The 17,884-nt window shown below is 62.1% G+C and carries 17 protein-coding genes and 1 riboswitch; of the genes, 11 read left to right on the top strand and 6 right to left on the bottom strand.

Features of this window, described 5'->3' with window-relative positions; genetic code table 11:
* The first annotated feature begins 37 nt into the window (after window positions 1-37).
* Together SFA35_RS02295 and otnI are read left to right on the top strand one after the other, a co-directional pair.
* Window positions 38-1,495: an SLC13 family permease gene (locus SFA35_RS02295; RefSeq protein ID WP_320574786.1), complete on the top strand. Its 1,458-nt coding sequence runs from the start codon at window positions 38-40 to the stop codon at window positions 1,493-1,495.
* Between the two features lie 34 nt (window positions 1,496-1,529).
* Entirely contained in the window at window positions 1,530-2,303 is a 774-nt protein-coding gene (gene otnI, locus SFA35_RS02290; protein WP_320574784.1) for a 2-oxo-tetronate isomerase, read from the top strand.
* Window positions 2,304-2,351: 48 nt separating this feature from the next.
* On the opposite strand, the gene SFA35_RS02285 is transcribed toward otnI, so the two are convergent.
* The 3 genes from SFA35_RS02285 to SFA35_RS02275 form a co-directional block, all read right to left on the bottom strand.
* Window positions 2,352-2,723: a hypothetical protein gene (locus SFA35_RS02285; RefSeq protein WP_320574782.1), complete on the bottom strand. Its 372-nt coding sequence runs from the start codon at window positions 2,721-2,723 to the stop codon at window positions 2,352-2,354.
* 5 nt (window positions 2,724-2,728) lie between these two features.
* A complete protein-coding gene (locus tag SFA35_RS02280) occupies window positions 2,729-2,959 on the bottom strand; it encodes a PAAR domain-containing protein (protein ID WP_320574780.1) in 231 nt (76 codons plus the stop codon).
* Between the two features lie 234 nt (window positions 2,960-3,193).
* On the bottom strand, window positions 3,194-3,592 hold the full coding sequence (locus tag SFA35_RS02275; protein ID WP_320574777.1) for an acyl-CoA thioesterase: 399 nt from the start codon (window positions 3,590-3,592) through the stop codon (window positions 3,194-3,196).
* 185 nt (window positions 3,593-3,777) lie between these two features.
* Window positions 3,778-3,884, top strand: a riboswitch (S-adenosyl-L-homocysteine riboswitch).
* A 22-nt stretch (window positions 3,885-3,906) separates the two neighbouring features.
* Here SFA35_RS02275 and ahcY point away from each other — a divergent pair.
* The 5 genes from ahcY (at window position 3,907) to SFA35_RS02250 (ending at window position 10,455) form a co-directional block, all read left to right on the top strand.
* Window positions 3,907-5,316 carry an adenosylhomocysteinase gene (gene ahcY, locus SFA35_RS02270; protein WP_320574775.1) on the top strand — a complete coding sequence of 470 codons (1,410 nt, stop codon included), beginning with the start codon at window positions 3,907-3,909 and terminating at the stop codon, window positions 5,314-5,316.
* 130 nt (window positions 5,317-5,446) lie between these two features.
* Window positions 5,447-6,292, top strand: coding sequence for a methylenetetrahydrofolate reductase [NAD(P)H] (gene metF / locus SFA35_RS02265; protein WP_320574773.1), 846 nt, complete (start codon window positions 5,447-5,449; stop codon window positions 6,290-6,292).
* Between the two features lie 86 nt (window positions 6,293-6,378).
* On the top strand, window positions 6,379-7,467 hold the full coding sequence (locus SFA35_RS02260; protein ID WP_320574771.1) for a hypothetical protein: 1,089 nt from the start codon (window positions 6,379-6,381) through the stop codon (window positions 7,465-7,467).
* Window positions 7,468-7,521: 54 nt separating this feature from the next.
* On the top strand, window positions 7,522-8,337 hold the full coding sequence (locus tag SFA35_RS02255) for a substrate-binding periplasmic protein (RefSeq protein WP_320574769.1): 816 nt from the start codon (window positions 7,522-7,524) through the stop codon (window positions 8,335-8,337).
* Between the two features lie 198 nt (window positions 8,338-8,535).
* Entirely contained in the window at window positions 8,536-10,455 is a 1,920-nt protein-coding gene (locus tag SFA35_RS02250) for a DEAD/DEAH box helicase (protein WP_320574767.1), read from the top strand.
* A 73-nt stretch (window positions 10,456-10,528) separates the two neighbouring features.
* Here SFA35_RS02250 and SFA35_RS02245 read toward each other — a convergent pair whose 3' ends face one another.
* Window positions 10,529-11,125 carry a YceI family protein gene (locus SFA35_RS02245; RefSeq protein ID WP_320574762.1) on the bottom strand — a complete coding sequence of 199 codons (597 nt, stop codon included), beginning with the start codon at window positions 11,123-11,125 and terminating at the stop codon, window positions 10,529-10,531.
* Between the two features lie 29 nt (window positions 11,126-11,154).
* Window positions 11,155-11,706 carry a cytochrome b gene (locus tag SFA35_RS02240; protein ID WP_320574760.1) on the bottom strand — a complete coding sequence of 184 codons (552 nt, stop codon included), beginning with the start codon at window positions 11,704-11,706 and terminating at the stop codon, window positions 11,155-11,157.
* Window positions 11,707-12,060: 354 nt separating this feature from the next.
* Here SFA35_RS02240 and SFA35_RS02235 point away from each other — a divergent pair, with 354 nt between their 5' ends.
* From SFA35_RS02235 to SFA35_RS02225, 3 genes are all read left to right on the top strand, one after another.
* On the top strand, window positions 12,061-13,464 hold the full coding sequence (locus tag SFA35_RS02235) for a PAAR domain-containing protein (protein WP_320574757.1): 1,404 nt from the start codon (window positions 12,061-12,063) through the stop codon (window positions 13,462-13,464).
* On the top strand, window positions 13,461-13,841 hold the full coding sequence (locus SFA35_RS02230; RefSeq protein ID WP_320574755.1) for a hypothetical protein: 381 nt from the start codon (window positions 13,461-13,463) through the stop codon (window positions 13,839-13,841). The genes SFA35_RS02235 and SFA35_RS02230 overlap by 4 nt, the downstream gene beginning before the upstream one ends.
* A 227-nt stretch (window positions 13,842-14,068) precedes the next feature.
* Entirely contained in the window at window positions 14,069-14,452 is a 384-nt protein-coding gene (locus SFA35_RS02225; RefSeq protein WP_320574753.1) for a hypothetical protein, read from the top strand.
* Between the two features lie 57 nt (window positions 14,453-14,509).
* On the opposite strand, the gene SFA35_RS02220 is transcribed toward SFA35_RS02225, so the two are convergent.
* On the bottom strand, window positions 14,510-16,264 hold the full coding sequence (locus SFA35_RS02220; RefSeq protein WP_320574751.1) for a flavin monoamine oxidase family protein: 1,755 nt from the start codon (window positions 16,262-16,264) through the stop codon (window positions 14,510-14,512).
* A gap of 205 nt (window positions 16,265-16,469) precedes the next feature.
* Between SFA35_RS02220 and SFA35_RS02215 the strand changes: the two genes are divergently transcribed.
* Entirely contained in the window at window positions 16,470-17,876 is a 1,407-nt protein-coding gene (locus tag SFA35_RS02215; protein ID WP_320574748.1) for an adenosylmethionine--8-amino-7-oxononanoate transaminase, read from the top strand.
* Window positions 17,877-17,884 lie beyond the last annotated feature (8 nt).

Below are 17,884 nucleotides of genomic sequence, written 5' to 3'. Positions count from 1 at the left end.
CCCTAAGAAAAGCAAAAATAACAACAGGACACAGAGCATGAGCCCACTATTATTGATGTGCACTGCCGGCGCCGGCATCGCACTGTTGCTGTTTCTGGTACTCAAGTACAAGTTCCAACCCTTTGTGGCCCTGATGCTGGTCAGCATCCTGGTGGCGCTGGTGGCCGGGGTGAAACCGGCCGACCTGGTGGCTACCATCGAAGGCGGCATGGGCAAGACCCTTGGCCACATCGCGATCATCATTGCCCTGGGCGCGATGATCGGGCGCATTATCGAACTGTCCGGCGGTGCCGAGGCACTGGCCAAGACCCTGATCAGCCGCTTCGGCAACAAGCGCACGCCGCTGGCGTTGACCGTGGCTGGCTTCATGGTCGGCATTCCGGTGTTCTTCGAAGTGGGGGTGATCATTCTCATGCCGCTGGCCTACGGCGTGGCCCGGGCCGCGCGCAAGCCGCTGCTGATCTTTGCCTTGCCGATGTGCGCCGCGCTGCTCAGCGTGCACGCCTTCCTGCCGCCGCACCCCGGGGCCGTGGCCGCCGCCGGGCAACTGGGCGCGGACCTGGGCCGGGTGCTGATGTTCGGCCTGCCGATCGTGGGCATCCTGTGCGTGATCGGCTACCTGATCGCCGGGCGCATGACCCGCCGCACCTATCCGATGACCGACGACATCCGCGCCGAAGTCTACGGCCCGCACATCAGCAACGCCGACCTGCAAGCCTGGGCCAACGACGACTATTCGCACACCAGCGAAGCGGCGCATGCCAAGACCCTTGGCCTGGAAGAAAGCGCCACCACGATCAAGTCCAAGCTGCCACCCGCGCCAGCCCCCGGTTTCGGGCTGATCATCGCGTTGATCCTGTTGCCGATCATCCTCATCCTGCTGGGTACCCTGGCGACGACCCTGCTGCCGGCCGATTCCGGCGTGCGCGCGGTCATGACCGTGCTGGGCGCGCCCCTGGTCGCGCTGCTGATCGACACCCTGCTGTGCGCCTGGCTGCTCGGCTCGCGCCGCGGCTGGAGCCGCAGCCAGGTCTCCGACGTGATCGGCTCGGCACTGCCGGGCGTGGCCATGGTGATCCTGATCGCCGGCGCCGGCGGTGTGTTCGGCAAGGTGCTGGTGGACACCGGCATCGGCGCGGTGGTCTCCGAAGCCTTGCGCAACACCGGCCTGCCGGTGCTGGCCCTGGGCTTTCTGTTGACCCTGCTGCTGCGCGCCGTGCAAGGTTCGACCACGGTGGCGCTGGTCACCACCGCCGGCATCCTCAGCCCGCTGATCGCCACGCTCAACCTCAGCGCCAACCATATGGCGCTGCTGTGCCTGGCCATGGGCGGTGGCGGGCTGGCGATGTCGCACATCAACGACGCCGGCTACTGGATGTTCACCAAGCTGGCCGGCCTCAATGTCGGTGACGGCCTGCGCACCTGGACCCTGCTGGTGACGGTCCTGGGTACCCTGGGCTTTATCATGACCCTGCTGTTGTGGCCATTCGTCTGAGCCGCCGCGCTTCTAAGAATTGTTGGAGATCGCCATGCCCCGTTTCGCTGCCAACCTCAGCATGCTTTACCCGCAGCACGATTTTCTCGACCGCTTCGCGGCGGCCGCCGCCGATGGTTTCAAGGCTGTGGAATATCTGTTCCCCTACGACTACAGCCCCGAGCAGCTCAAGCAGCGCCTGACCGACAACGGTCTGGTGCAGGCGCTGTTCAATGCGCCACCAGGGGACTGGGCCGCCGGCGAGCGTGGCATCGCCTCGTTGCCAGGCCGCGAGAGCGAGTTCCGTCAGGGCTTCGAGCGCGCCCTGGAATACGCTGCGGTGCTGGGCAACGATCGCATCCACGTCATGGCCGGGCTGCTGCCGGACGAAAGCCTGCGTGGCAAGCACCACGCGGTGTACCTGGAAAACCTGCGCCACGCCACGGCCCAGGCGGCCAAGGCCGGCATCACCGTGCTGCTGGAGCCGATCAACACTCGCGACATGCCGGGCTTCTTCCTCAATCGCCAGGACCAGGCCCACGCCATCTGCGCCGAAGTCGGCGCGGCCAACCTCAAGGTGCAGTTCGACTGCTATCACTGCCAGATCGTCGAAGGCGATCTGTCGGTGAAGCTGCACCGCGACTTCGCCGGCATCGGCCATATCCAGATCGCCGGCGTCCCGGACCGCCACGAGCCGGACATGGGCGAGCTGAACTACCCGCAGCTGTTCAAGCTGATCGACGAGCTGGGCTACACCGGCTGGATCGGCTGCGAGTATCGGCCCAAGGGTGATACCTCGCAGGGGCTGGGCTGGATGAAAGGGTTGTAACTGCATCATGGGCCCCAGCTGGCCTTCAAGGCCGGCTCGGACAAAACTCTATCTAAGTCCCGTGAGTTTGATTGCAGCCCCTGTGATCACTAGCCCGATGAATAACGTCGTATATACCCAAAAGATGGCTTTCAGCTTTCGCTTCATGATTGCGGGTATGCATTGAAGTTCCTCGAGGGTCATCGCACCGGATTTCATGGCTCTTTTCGGGAAAGTGATGCCTGCCGAAATCTGCACAACCAATGCAAGCTTTCCGATAAACTCCGGTAGCGGTGATATCTTTTGGGCCCTGTTGGAGGCTTTGCTCATCCGCTCCAACAGGCCATCCAGCTCAGATTCAATGAATTTGCCGATGATCCACTTACCGAGGAACAGTCCGAGGGAGATGATCCCTGCGCACGTGATTATCGCCGAGTGCATGGAGATCATTGGATCTGGCTGACGCTGTCCAGGGTGCCCGCCGCCGGCCTGCCATCGACCATGGTGAAATGCACCCCGCCGAGGATCTCATAGACCTGACCGTTGCGGCCGCAGGTGACCTTGTCACCATCGCGGGCGATGGGCCGGCCGTTGATCAGCCAGTTGCCGCAGCCCTCGATGATTTCGCCGCCGCAGCTGGTCTCGTCACCGACGCGTAGATAAATGCCTGTGGCCATGTTCTTGTTCTGCCGATGCTCTGAAGGAGCTACCGATGCTAGGCAGATGAGCCAGCAAAATCTGTAGGATTTTTCCGGGCGTTCGGCGGGAAATTTCTGACATTTTGATAGGAGAGTTGCCGGGATGAGCTATCAGGTCAAACCGGCCTGCGGGCTGGCGCTCCCACTGTGGTCGATGAGTGGATCAACAGACTGCTCGCAATGAGCAGCCAGGACGCGCAACGATACTCAGGGCTAAACCACCTCATCCTGAAACTGATCCTTCACGTACTTGATCTCGGTTCGCCCGTGCGGCGCCGGCAGGCCGTCTTCGCCGAGGTTGACGAAGACCATCTTGTCGACGGTCAGGATGCTCTTGCGGGTGATCTTGTTGCGCACTTCGCAGGTCAGGGTGATGGAGGTGCGGCCGAATTCGGTGGCGGTGATGCCCAGTTCGATGATGTCGCCCTGGCGCGAAGCGCTGACGAAGTTGATCTCCGAAATGTACTTGGTCACCACCCGCTGGTTGCCCAGTTGCACGATGGCGTAGATGGCCGCTTCTTCGTCGATCCAGCGCAGCAGGCTGCCGCCGAACAGGGTGCCGTTGGGATTGAGATCTTCGGGTTTGACCCATTTGCGCGTGTGGAAATTCATGCTCGCTCCTGCTCGTCTGGCCTGATAATGGAGCCATCATGGCAGAGGCCTTCCCTTCTCTCCATTACCCATCTTCTATCGTGGTGATAAACCTCCCGACGGAAACACTTCAGAACGGACGCCGGCACAGCTATAATCGACGAGCTTCACTCAAACGGTCGGCTCTGCCCGGTCGTTCCCGCCACCTGTCCGAGGGGCGCTGCAGCAGGCTATGACCTGTCAGGCTCGGATGGGGCGTTGTTCGCACCGCTTTGCGGCGCGGGCCTTTAACGCACAACGGCGCCCATTCGCACATAACGAATGGAGACTCTTCAATGAGCGCTGTACTGACGCCTGCCGATTTTACCGATTACAAGGTTGCCGACATCTCCCTGGCTGCCTGGGGTCGCCGCGAAACCATCATCGCCGAATCGGAAATGCCTGCCCTGATGGGCCTGCGCCGCAAATACGCCGCCGAGCAGCCGCTCAAGGGCGCGAAGATTCTCGGCTGCATCCACATGACCATCCAGACCGCCGTGCTGATCGAGACCCTGGTCGCGCTGGGCGCCGAAGTGCGCTGGTCGTCGTGCAACATCTTCTCCACCCAGGACCAGGCCGCTGCCGCCATCGCTGCCGCCGGTATCCCGGTGTTCGCCTGGAAAGGCGAAACCGAGCAGGAGTACGAGTGGTGCATCGAGCAGACCATCCTCAAGGACGGCCAGCCGTGGGACGCCAACATGATCCTCGACGACGGCGGTGACCTGACCGAGATCCTGCACAAGAAATACCCGGCCATGCTCGAGCGCATCCACGGCGTGACCGAAGAAACCACCACCGGCGTGCACCGCCTGCTGGACATGCTGGCCAAGGGCGAGCTGAAGATCCCGGCCATCAACGTCAACGACTCGGTGACCAAGAGCAAGAACGACAACAAATACGGCTGCCGTCACAGCCTCAACGACGCCATCAAGCGTGGCACCGACCATCTGCTGTCGGGCAAGCAGGCACTGGTGATCGGCTACGGTGATGTGGGCAAGGGTTCGGCCCAGTCGCTGCGTCAGGAAGGCATGATCGTCAAGGTCTCGGAAGTCGACCCGATCTGCGCCATGCAGGCCTGCATGGACGGTTTCGAACTGGTTTCGCCGTTCGTCGACGGCCTGAACGATGGCACCGAAGCCAGCGTCGACAAGGCCCTGCTGGGCAAGATCGACCTGATCGTGACGACGACCGGCAACGTCAACGTCTGCGACGCCAACATGCTCAAGGCCCTGAAGAAGCGCGCCGTGGTGTGCAACATCGGCCATTTCGACAACGAGATCGACACCGCTTTCATGCGCAAGAATTGGGCATGGGAAGAGGTCAAGCCGCAGGTGCACAAGGTTCACCGCACCGGCGCCGGCCAGTTCGACCCGCAGAACGACGACTACCTGATCCTGCTGGCCGAGGGCCGCTTGGTCAACCTGGGCAATGCCACCGGCCACCCTAGCCGGATCATGGACGGCTCGTTCGCCAACCAGGTACTGGCGCAGATCTTCCTGTTCGGCCAGAAGTACGCCGACCTGCCAGCCGCCCAGAAAACCGAGCGTCTGACCGTTGAAGTGCTGCCCAAGAAGCTCGACGAAGAAGTGGCCCTGGAAATGGTCCGCGGCTTTGGCGGCGTGGTGACTCAACTGACCAAACAGCAGGCCGACTACATCGGCGTCGCTGTGGAAGGTCCGTTCAAGCCGCACGCCTACCGCTACTGATCAGCAGCCACGACGCACGCCCTGCAGGACCGAGCTCACTCGGGAACTGGGTCAACCTTGTTCCCGGGCAAGCCCGGTCATGCAGGCAGCTGCTTGTATCGCATCCGCCTTCCGCTTTCAGGGTGTCAAAATGTCCCAGGAACGCCGCTTCAGCTTCGAGTTCTTCCCGACCAAGACCGATGCCGGGCACGACAAACTGCTGAACGTCGCTCGCCAGCTGGCGGGCTACAACCCCGATTTCTTTTCCTGCACCTATGGTGCGGGCGGTTCAACGCGCGATCGCACGATGAACACGGTTCTACAGCTGCAAAATGAAGTGAAGGTCGCCGCTGCCCCGCACCTGTCGTGCGTCGGCGACAGCAAGGATGACCTGCGCAACCTGCTGGCGCAGTACAAGGCTGCCGGCATCGAACGCATCGTCGCCTTGCGTGGCGACCTGCCGTCCGGCATGGGCATGGCCAGCGGCGAGCTGCGCTACGCCAGCGACCTGGTCGAGTTCATTCGCGCCGAAAGCGCGGATCACTTCCACATCGAAGTGGCCGCGTATCCGGAGATGCACCCCCAGGCGCGCAACTTCGAGCAGGATATCGCCAACTTCGTGCGCAAGGCCAAGGCCGGCGCCGACAGCGCCATCACGCAGTACTTCTTCAACGCCGACAGCTACTTCTACTTCGTCGAACGCGTGCGCAAGCTCGGTGTGGACCTGCCGATCGTGCCGGGCATCATGCCGATCACCAACTACAGCAAGCTGGCGCGCTTCTCCGACGCCTGCGGCGCGGAAATCCCGCGCTGGATCCGCAAGCAGCTGGAGGCCTACGGCGACGACGTAGCCAGCATCCAGGCGTTCGGCGAGCAGGTCATCACGCAGATGTGCGAACAACTGCTGCAGGGCGGCGCCCCGGGGTTGCACTTCTACACCCTGAACCAGGCCGAACCGAGCCTGGCGGTGTGGAACAACCTGCATCTGCCACGCTGAGACAACCGGACATCATTCGAAAACACTCCTGAAAAGCTTTTGTCGTAAAATCCGTGTTCTGCGTACTTTCAGGATGTTTTCGCTCGATGCTTGCCAGCACTACCGCTACTCGCCCTCTGCTTGTCTACCTGGCCTTCGGCAAGGACACCTACCATCAGGAGGCGGTGTTCAGCATCGCCAGCGCCTTCGCCGCCGCCCGTGAATGCGCCGAGCCGCTGCCCGATATCCTCGTCTTCACCGACAACCCCAGCCCCTACCGCTCACTCCCGGTAGACGTGCGCCTGCTCGACCAACCGACCCGCGAGGCCTGGAGCGAGCCCCATGGTTATCACTTTCGCATCAAGCACGTTGCCCTGCGGCAGATCCTCGAAGAGCGTGAGCTGGCCCTGCTGATCGACACCGACACGCTGTTTCGGGTATCGCCGCTGCGCCTGTTCGAGCGCATCCAGCCCGGCACCCTGCTGTGCAACGTGGTGTCGCGACCCTACGGCGAATGCCGTGACTCGCCGCTGTATACCAACCTGCATCAGGACCTCGAGGCTCGCGGCCTGGCGGATGACGCCATGGCCACCCTCAACTCCGGGGTCATCGGCCTGCACCGCAGCGACGCCGCGGTGCTCGATCACTCCATCGCCCTGATGGACGAACTCTACCCCCGCGGCGAAGGCGCCTACGTGCTGGAAGAGTTCTGCCTGGCGATCGCCGCGCGGGCGCGGCTCGCGCTGGCCGACTGCCCTGACCTGATCCACCACTACTGGAGCCGCAAGACCCTGTTTCGCGCCAAGGTTCGCGCCTGGCTGCGCAAGCACGGCCAGCAGCCCTTGTCGGACTGGGCCCTGCAGGACCTGCGCCGGGTCAGCCTGGACATCCCGCGCCCCTCGCGGCTGCAGCGCCTGGCCGGCAAGCTGGCCACCGCCGGCCTGCCGATGCTGCCGCGCCAGTTCATGCGCGAAGTGCTCAACGGCTTCTGCACCCCGGCCAACGAGTTCGACCAGGCCTGCGCCAGGGCCTGGTGGGACAAGGCCAGGGAGAACTTCGAAAGCCGCGCACACAGCCCCTTGACCGCGCCTCAGCTGCGCGGCTGGCTGGAAACCCCCGGTGTGCGCCTGTTGCTGGGCCAGCGCCGGCATGAAGTATTCGAGCACCTGATGGCCCAGGCTGTGCCCGAAAGGTGATTCATGGCAGGGAAGGCTCTGGCATGAAGCGACCGCTCGTCGTACTCTGCCCACATGCCTTTCATTCGCCTGCTGTTTTCCCTGTTGTTTCTGACCGCCCTGAGCCTGCCGGCCGCGGCGGAGAAACTGCGTATCGTCACCGAACCCTGGGCGCCCTACGTCTATGTGGAAAACGGCATCGCCAAGGGCATCGACTACGAGATCACCGCCCTGGTGTTCCAGCGCCTGGGCATCGATGTGCAATGGCAGTTCCTGCCCTGGAAGCGCTGCCTGGCCATGCTGGCGCAAGGTCAGGCCGACGGCATACTGGACATCCTGCATACCACGGCGCGGGACAACGAGTTGCTGTACCCCGGCGAACCGTTGTCGGACGTCGACTACATGCTGTTCCAGAACAATGCCTATCCTCACCCGTTCGAAACCCTCGACGACCTCGCCGGGCTGACCATCGGCACCTCGCCGGGCTACTTCTACGGCCCGTCGTTCATGAACTCCAAGCTATTCAGGCAGGAGACCGCGCCCTCCCACGAAGCCAACTTCGGCAAGCTGGTGCGTGGCCGGGTCGACCTGGTGATCACCGACCGCCGGGTCGGCCAGCACGTATTGCGTGAGATGGGCCTGCAGGAGCAGGTCAGCCAGTTGCCAGTGGTCATCTTCCACGAAAAGCAGTACCTTGCAGTGCGCCGCAACGCCGGGATGGACCTGCTCATCCAGCGCTTCGGCGCCGAACTCAAGCGCTTCAAGCAGGAGCCGCAATATCGCCAGCTGCTCGACCGCTACGCCGACAGCGAGGCGCACCTGAGCAAGGCGCCAGATGCCGGCGGCAAGCTGGATGCCGCCGTTGAGCAGCAGGAAAGCGGCGCAATGTGATTGCTCTGTTATACTCGGGCGTTCCCGCCAGGCTTACGCCCGGACGCCAGGCCTTGCAAAAGGCATCCCGCTCGACCTCTCGAGCCAGGCGATGCGCATTGAAGGCCGCGCAGGACCGGACGCGACAGTGCACGCCGCACCCGTCGCGCCAGGCAAGATTACCCTTGGGCAAAAGCCCCCTTTAGAACAGGATTACTCATGTCCTTTGCTTCCCTCGGTCTCTCCGAGGCTCTAGTCCGTGCCATCGAGGCGGCGGGCTACACCCAGCCTACCCCGGTGCAACAGCGGGCCATTCCCGCCGTGTTGCAAGGTCGCGACCTGATGGTCGCTGCACAAACAGGTACAGGCAAAACCGGTGGCTTCGCCCTGCCGATTCTCGAACGCCTGTTCCCCAACGGCCACCCCGACAAGTCCCAGCGTCACGGCCCACGCCAACCGCGCGTGCTGGTCCTGACTCCGACCCGCGAACTGGCGGCCCAGGTCCACGAGAGCTTCAAGGTCTATGCCCGTGACCTGAAGTTCGTCAGCGCCTGCATCTTCGGCGGCGTCGGCATGAACCCACAGGTGCAGGCCATGTCCCGCGGCGTCGACGTTCTCGTCGCCTGCCCGGGCCGCCTGCTCGACCTGTGTGGTCAAGGCAGCGTCGACCTCTCCCACGTCGAGATCCTCGTGCTCGACGAAGCCGACCGCATGCTCGACATGGGCTTCGTCCATGACGTGAAGAAGGTCCTTGCCCGCCTGCCGGCCAAGCGCCAGAACCTGCTGTTTTCGGCGACGTTCTCCAAAGACATCACCGACCTCGCCGGCAAGCTGCTGCACAACCCAGAGCGCATCGAAGTCACGCCGCCCAACACCACGGTCGAGCGTATCGAACAGCGCGTCTATCACCTGTCGTCGAGCCACAAGCGCTCGCTGTTGGCGCACCTCATCACCCAGGGTGCCTGGGAACAGGTACTGGTGTTCACCCGCACCAAGCACGGCGCCAACCGCCTGGCCGAGTACCTGGAAAAACACGGCCTGAGCGCCGTCGCCATCCACGGCAACAAGAGCCAGAACGCCCGCACCAAAGCGCTGGCCGACTTCAAGGCCGGTGCCGTACGCATCATGGTTGCGACCGACATCGCCGCCCGTGGCCTGGACATCGACCAGTTGCCTCATGTGGTCAACTTCGAGTTGCCCAACGTCGAGGAAGACTACGTTCACCGCATCGGCCGTACTGGCCGTGCGGGCCGCAAGGGCGAGGCGATCTCGCTGGTGGCGCCGGACGAAGAGAAGTTGCTCAAAAGCATCGAGCGCATGACCAAACAGAAGATCCCGGACGGTGATCTGATGGGCTTCGATTCAAGCACCGTCGAGGCGGAGAAGCCCGAGGTGCGCGAGCGCCCTCAGGCCAACAATGCCCGTGGCCGCGGCGCTCGCGCCGATGGCGCGGCCGGTGCCGGTCGCAAGGACAAAGGGAAGGACAAAGGCAAGGAAAAGCCCGCCGGGGCGCGTTCTGAACGCCAACCCCGTGACCAGAAACCACGCGAAGCCGGCGCCCGCCAGCCTCGGTCGAACGAGCCGCGCCAAGGCGGGCCTCGTGAGCCCGGCGCTCGCCAGCCACAGGCCGCCAAGCCTGTAGCGCAGGATGCCAACCGTGCGCCCGACGAGTTTCTGGATGACGAAGTGGACAACTTCGGCAACCGTGCCGACTACGTCAGCCCGTACCAGAACAAGAACCAGGGCCGTGGCCGCCGTCCGGGTGCCGCTCCGGCAGCCCCTGGTACTGCAGCTCCGGCCGCTCGCCAGGGCCGCCCGGCCAACCCGCGCAGCGGCGCGCCGAAACCGGCCGGCACGGCTGCTGGGGAAAAGCGCGGCCCGCGCCCGGGTGGCGCCGCCCGTGACGGCCAGCCGCGACGCGACAACCCGCGTAACCGCCGCCCGGCCCGGGACGAGCAACCTCGTGAGGAGCCCGCCGTGGCCAACCCGCGCAGCGGCCAGAGCCAGCCGAAAATCGTCCACAAGGAATCGAAGATCGATCGCTTCCCGACGGCCGAGCAGCTGGAGCAACTCGAGCAATTGCCGAGCCGCCGCACCGGTGAAAAGCCCGCGCTGCTGACACGCAACCGCGAAGGTTAAGCGTCACGGGTTTTGCCCCGCCATAAAAAAACCGCCGCCCTCACGGGCAGCGGTTTTTTTATGCCAGGTAGAATTACTTGGCTTTGACACCTTCGAATACGATGTCCAGTTCGAGAGTGTCGGACTGAGGGCCCAGGTCCATCATCTTGCCGAAATCGGAGCGCTTGATGGTGGTGGTGCCTTCGAAGCCAGCACGGTAGCCGCCCCACGGATCCTTGCCTTCACCCAGGAAGGTGGTCTTGACCACGACCGGCTTGGTCACGCCGTGGAAGGTCAGGTCGCCGGTGACGTCGGCAGTCAGCTTGCCATCGGCGTTCTTGCCGGTGGTCTTGACGCTGGTCGACTTGAACGTCGCGTCAGGATAGGTAGCGACGTCCAGGAAGTCCTTGCTGCTGATGTGCTTGTCGCGTTCGGCCTGGTTGGTGAACACGCTGGCGGTCTTCAAGCTGATGTCGATCTTGCTGTCTTCAGGCTTGGCAGCATCGAAGCTGAACGAGCCGTCCCAGTCACGGAAGGTACCGTAGATGAAGCTGTAGCCCAGGTGCGAGATCTTGAAGTTGATGAAGGCGTGCTGGCCTTCCTTGTCGATCTTGTAGTCGGCGGCCATTGCCTGGCCGGCCGACAGCAGGGCAGTACCGAGAGCCAGTGCAGCGAGCGTCTTTTTCAACATGTGCAGTATTCCTTGGAGTGGTTTGAACGTCAGGCTTTGCGACCCAGCATGCGAACCAGCGTCGCATCCCGGTCGATGAAATGGTGTTTCAAAGCGGCCAGGCCATGCAGCACGGCGAAGATCACCAGCACCCAGGCCAGGTAGAGGTGCACGGTGCCAGCCGTGTCCGCCTGGTTGGGCAGTCCACTGATCAGCGCCGGTACCTCGAACAAGCCGAATACCGAGATTCCCACACCGTCAGCGGTGGAAATCAGGTAGCCGGCGAACATCACCAGGAACAAGTCCAGGTACAGAAACAGATGGCCCAAAGTCGCCGCCGTTCGCGTCAACCGCCCCTGGTTGGGGGTAGGCGGCGGTGGCGGGCTGACCAGGCGCCAGATCACACGCAACAGCATGAAAAAGAACAGCACCAGGCCGATGCTCTTGTGCAGGTCCGGCCCGGCCTTGCGCCAGGGGTCGTAATAACCCAGCCCGACCATCCACAAGCCCAGGGCGAACATGCCGAAGACTGCCAGCGCTACCCCCCAATGCAGGAAGATGCTGACCCAGCCGTATCGAGAAGTAGAATTGCGTAGCTGCATCGAGTTGACCCTGTGTGATCTGCGCTAAAGACTAGCTTTTTATCTATCGAATTACAGCGGAAAATTTCGCTTTGAAGTATCGACGAATACGATTGTTATTCTGAAGGGGCGACGTTAAGGATACGTTAACTGCCGGGACCGGGGCGCAGATGCCGCTGGGGTGTGTGATTGAACCTGGGAGGGTGGGCAGCGCCAAGGAGGCCGCAGGCCGGTTTGACCGGATAGCTCATCCCGGCGACTCTCCTATCAAAATGTCAGAAATTTCCCGCCGAACGCCCGGAAAAATCCTACAGATTTTGCTAGCTCATCTGCCTAGCATCGGTAGCTCCTTCAGAGCATCGGCAGAACAAGAACATGGCCACAGGCATTTATCTACGCGTCGGTGACGAGACCAGCTGCGGCGGCGAAATCATCGAGGGCTGCGGCAACTGGCTGATCAACGGCCGGCCCATCGCCCGCGATGGTGACAAGGTCACCTGCGGCCGCAACGGTCAGGTCTATGAGATCCTCGGCGGGGTGCATTTCACCATGGTCGATGGCAGGCCGGCGGCGGGCACCCTGGACAGCCTCAGCAGCTGCCCTTGTGAAGCCAAGCTGATTCCTTCGACCTTCGATGCCATGTACACGCATATCGGCGGGCCGGCCTCAACCTATCACATGCAACCAATGGAGCTGGCGCCACGCTCCGCGTCTCCCTGGGCACGGGCTGCCTCGTCCCAGAGTGAGGCGCAGGCTGCCGAGCCTGGGCCCACGCCTCAAGTACTACCGCAGGATCCAGGATTCTACGTGGTACCCGAAAGCACAACCTATGAAGCTCTGGAAGCACGGTTGTTCGATTCCCCGCGAGCTGAAGTCCTGCGCAAATTCAGGGCGCTCAATCCTCGACGAGGGCCAGTGAAGGCCGGTGAATTATTGGTGCTCGGCGATCCGGCCAACAAGCACTGCACGTATGAAGAGACGTTGCTGATGGAAGTGGCGGCGCAGGTGCACGCCCAGCTCAGGGATGTGTCGCCGGAGGTGGCGGATTTTACGGCGCAGAATCATGCCCAGCTGGAAAGCTTTTTGAGCTATGGGTCACAGATAGCGGGAACGTCGGCTGCAATGCTCGGGCACCATATAGGCGAAGTCGAAAAATTGCTTAAGAGCGTCGAACAACTTCACATAGAAACATTCTTGATGCACGGCAACCTCAAGTCGGCGGATTTTATGGCCGAACGTAAAATACTGCTCTCCAAACTCGACGCCAGGCTCAACCGCATCACTCGCGTGGGCGCAGGGATACCGGACCACCCAAAACTCAAAGCGGCGTTGGGGATTTCATCCCGTAGTTTGGTACACCACTGGACCAAAGCGGGTTCGCCTGGACAAATTCCGGGGTATGCCACTCATCTTGATAAGGTCAGCAAGATGGGGGCGTACGTCAAGTACGGAGGTTGGATTGGCCTCGGTGTGGGGGGCATGGCGTCGATCACGAAGATCAAGGAAGTGTGCCGTACTGGCGAGCAAGAAACATGTGATCGAGTAAAAATTACCGAAGCCGGGGCCTTCGCCGGATCAGTCGTAGGCAGCAAGGTAGGCGCTATGGCCGGCCAGGCGGCAGCAGGATTGATTTGCGTGGCCATGGGACTTCCAACGGCAGGGGCAGCGATACCTGTTTGCATCGTTGCGGGTGTGGGCGCCGTAGCCTTGGGGGGCGGAATTCTTGGAGCAATGGGAGGTGAACGCATCTCCGAAATTATTTATGAGCGATTTCGATGATCGACTTCGAGCTAATATTAGCCCTCATCGTTTTGCTAATTTTTTTGGGCATGCTCATTTGCATAGGAGCGAGATGGCACATTGCCGCAACACAGTTGGACGAAGTACTGGATGGCATGAACAAAGATTCAATGACCGGAAATCTGAGACACAAATTCAATGGCTCAAGGGGAAAAGTGCTCATGCTAACGCAAGTTGCAACTATCTGTGCCTTTCAGAACTTCTATCTTAGAAAGGGTGCCACTACACTGGAAGAATTGCAGAGCATCCCAAAATCATTCAAGCGCAAGGTCAAGATTTTGTTCTGGACGGAAATAACCTTATTCAGTTTGATGATTTTGAGTGTGGGCGTTCTCAAATTCGGATGGATAGATTAACCCTTTTTGTCCGTCCGCTCACGTCAGCGCTTGGAGGTCCCGTATCATCCGGATCTCCACCTTCAATGTTGGCTGACTGGCTCTGCCTTGTGATTGGCATGCCGTCCATGGACCCAGGAATAGCTATTTTGACTGTTGTTGGGGTGGGGGGCGCGAGCATTGGCAGGTGGCGCCATAGGCAGCTACTCAGGCAAGAAAGCCGGTGAGCTTGCTTACGAGGTAATTAGATGAGTATCTTGCAGTTGCTATTCCTATGGACAGCGGTGCCTATGTTTTTAAGCATGCTCGTCTGTATCGCATTGAATTGGCACATCGCCTCCACTCAACTTGAAAAAGTTTGGGAAGCCATGGTGCACGCTTTGAACCCTGGAGAAAAATTAGATTTTCCCAGAGGATTAACGAGCAAAAAACTGATGCTCGCCCACCTTACTGGAGTTCTGGTATTTCATAAACTATACCTGCGAAAAGGTGCGATCACAGAAAAGCAGCTCGCCACTGTCCCCGCCCCTTTCAGACGCAAGCTGACAATCCTTTTCTGGACAGAGGTTTTTTTGTTTTCTTATATGACGATGTGGGCATGTATGATCAAACTCGGTTGGCTTGACAACTAAGCGCTCCGAATTCCAGCAAGTCGAGGCCCATGGCATGGGCCTCGACACAAACTGGTTTTACTGAGCCGGCGCAGCCGCCGGCTCTTCCTTCTTCACCACTGGCTTCTTGACCGGTGGCTTCTTCGCCGCCGGTTTTTTCTCGGTGGCTTTCTTCTCGGTCGCCTTGTGCACCGGCGCTTTCTTGGTCGCGGCCGGTTTTGCAGGAGTCGGCGCCGGGGTAGGAGCTACCACAGGCACGACAGGGGCCGGAGTCGGCTCAGGCGCGGGCGCAGGGGCCGGTACTGGCGCTGGAGCCTGTGCGGGTACGGGCTCGACCGGCTTGGCCGGTTCACTGCCACCGAAGATGCGTGTGAAGAAATTGCCCTGCGACTTCTGCGCCGGTGCGACAGCGGGGGCCGGGGCGGCCACGGGTACGACTTTCACCGGTTCGAACGACTTGCCTGCCGCCAGGTCGACCACCTGCCCTGCGGCGCGCTGACCCGTGCGCAGGGCACCTTCCAGGGTGCCAGGGTACAGCGTGTCGGTGTGCTCGCCGGCAAATGCCACGCGCTGCACCGGGCGTTCCCACAGGCGCCAGAACTTGGTCATCTGGCCCGGGCCATAGGCCAGGTAGGAACCGCCGGTGCCCGGGTCGGTGCTGAAGCGGCGAATTTCGTAGCCTTCGAAGGCGCCGCGCGCCTGCGGGTAGAAGGTGTTGAAGCGGATCAGCACCTGGTCGACCATCTGCTTGTCGCCAAAGGCTTGCATTACCCGGGCATTGTCCCCCGAGAGGTTGACGATCAGATTGGCGCCACCCTTCAGCGCCGGTTCGATATAGAGCATGCCCAGGCCGGCATTGCTGAAGATCTCGCCACTCATGCGCGCCTTGCTGTCCCACACCGGGGTCTTGAACTTGAGCAGCAGCTGGTCGTGCCAGCCGTAGTTGATGCTGCGGATGGCCGCCTGGTGCTGGTCATCCAGCGCCGGGGTCATCTGGATCTTCGCCAGCGCACGCAACGGCACGGCGAGCACGGCATAGTCGGCCTGGTAACCGACCGCGCCGACCTTGACGGTGACGCCGTCCTTGTCCTGGGTGATCGCCGAGACCAGCGACTGGGTCTTGATCACTTTCAGCTGTTTGAGGAAGGCCTGGGCCAGCACCACGCTGCCGCCTGGCAGACGCGAGGCGCGCAGGTCGCGGTCGTCGACGTTGCGATAGACCCGGCTCTGCTGCACCAGAAACAGCAATGACAGGCGCGAAGGCTCGTCATAACGGGTGCGAATCTGCTGGTTGACCAACTGCCGCGCGGTGGGCGACAGCGCCAGCTTGTCCAGCCACGAGGAGACGTTGGTCTGGTCGAGGGCAAACAGGGTGTTGTTGGCGGCGGGGTTTTCCGGGTTGTCGACCGAGTTGGCGAGGTCGGCGAGAGCCTTGTGGTACAGCTTGATGCCATCACTGGTGGCCGGCTGTTTGGCCGCCAGGTCGCTGCTGGAGAAGTATTCGCCGTCGATCAGGTAGCCCGGCGCGCGCACGTAGTCCGGCGCGGGCACGGTGGCCACCTTGAACGCGTCCAGGTAATGGTTGAGGGTCGGTTGCGCCTTGGCGTCGCCGATCCACTCGCTGGCCGCCAGGCCCGCGCGGCCACCGATGTTGGCGCGACCTTCGAGCAGGGTCACCTGCCAGCCCTTGCTCTGCAGCTCGTAGGCGGCGGTCAGGCCCGCCAGGCCGCCGCCGACCACGATGGCGGTGTGAGGTTTATCCGCTGCCGACGCCGAAGCGCCACCCAGCCCAATCATTACCAGTGCACAGACGCGCAGCCAACCAGCAGACATTCAGCAAACTCCGGCAGAAGTACCACAGAAAAGTAGGAATTTTCCTACGTGGCAAAGTGCGGCGAAGGATACGCGACCGGCTATTGGCCTGCCAGCGAAGTCGGTTGCCATGCGCCGACCCTCCGCCTCCGTCGGCAGACAAAGGTTGTGACCCGAGCCCGCATTGCATAGGCTTGCGCGATTGTTTTTGCCGGAGATCACCCGCATGGGCCTGAACCAACAGTGGATGCAGCGCGATTTGGCCGTGTTGTGGCACCCCTGCACCCAGATGAAAGACCACGAACAGCTGCCGCTGATCCCGATCAAGCGCGGCGAGGGCATCTGGCTTGAGGACTTCGAGGGCAAGCGCTATCTGGACGCCGTCAGCTCCTGGTGGGTCAACGTGTTCGGCCACGCCAACCCGCGCATCAACCAGCGTATCAAGGACCAGGTCGACCAGCTGGAGCACGTGATCCTCGCCGGCTTCAGCCACCAGCCGGTGATCGAGCTGTCCGAGCGCCTGGTCAAGATCACCCCCGAAGGCCTCAACCGGGTGTTCTACGCCGACAACGGCTCGTCGTGCATCGAAGTTGCGCTGAAGATGAGCTTTCACTACTGGATCAACCGCGGCCAGCCGAACAAGAAGCGCTTCGTCACCCTGACCAACAGCTACCACGGCGAGACCATCGCCGCGATGTCGGTCGGCGACGTGCCGCTGTTCACCGAGACCTACAAGGCGCTGCTGCTCGACACCCTCAAGGTGCCCAGCCCCGATTGCTACCTGCGCCCCGAGGGCGTGAGCTGGGAAGACCACTCGCGGCAGATGTTCCAGGTGATGGAACAGACCCTTGCCGAGCATCACGACAGCGTCGCGGCGGTCATCGTCGAGCCACTGATCCAGGGCGCAGGTGGCATGCGCATGTACCACCCGGTGTACCTCAAGCTGCTGCGCGAGGCCTGCGACCGCTACGGCGTGCACCTGATTCACGATGAAATCGCCGTGGGGTTTGGCCGCACCGGCACGATGTTCGCCTGCGAGCAGGCCGGCATCCGTCCGGACTTCCTCTGCCTGTCCAAGGCCCTGACCGGCGGCTACCTGCCGCTGGCCGCGTGCGTGACCACCGACGACGTGTACAGCGCCTTCTACGACGACTACCCGACCCTGCGCGCCTTCCTTCACTCGCACAGCTACACCGGCAACCCGCTGGCCTGCGCCGCAGCACTGGCGACGCTGGACATCTTCGAGCAGGACAACGTGGTCGAGAACAACCGCGCCCTGGCCACACGCATGGCCAGCGCCACGGCGCACCTGGCCGACCACCCGCACGTGGCGGAAGTGCGCCAGACCGGCATGGTGCTGGCCATCGAGATGGTCCAGGACAAGGCCAGCAAGGCTCCCTACCCGTGGCAGGAACGTCGCGGCCTCAAGGTGTTCCAGCACGCGCTGGAGCGCGGGGCCCTGCTGCGCCCGCTGGGCAGCGTGGTGTATTTCCTGCCGCCTTACGTGATCACCCCCGAACAGATCGACTTCCTCGCCGAAGTGGCCAGCGAAGGCATCGACATCGCCACGCGCAGCTCGACCCAGGTCAGCGTGCCGAATACCTTCCACCCCGACTTCCGCGACCCGGGCTAGAGAACCTG

This window comes from Pseudomonas sp. HR96 (assembly GCF_034059295.1).
GTDB lineage: Bacteria > Pseudomonadota > Gammaproteobacteria > Pseudomonadales > Pseudomonadaceae > Aquipseudomonas.
This window is presented reverse-complemented; position numbering and strand designations above follow the sequence as displayed.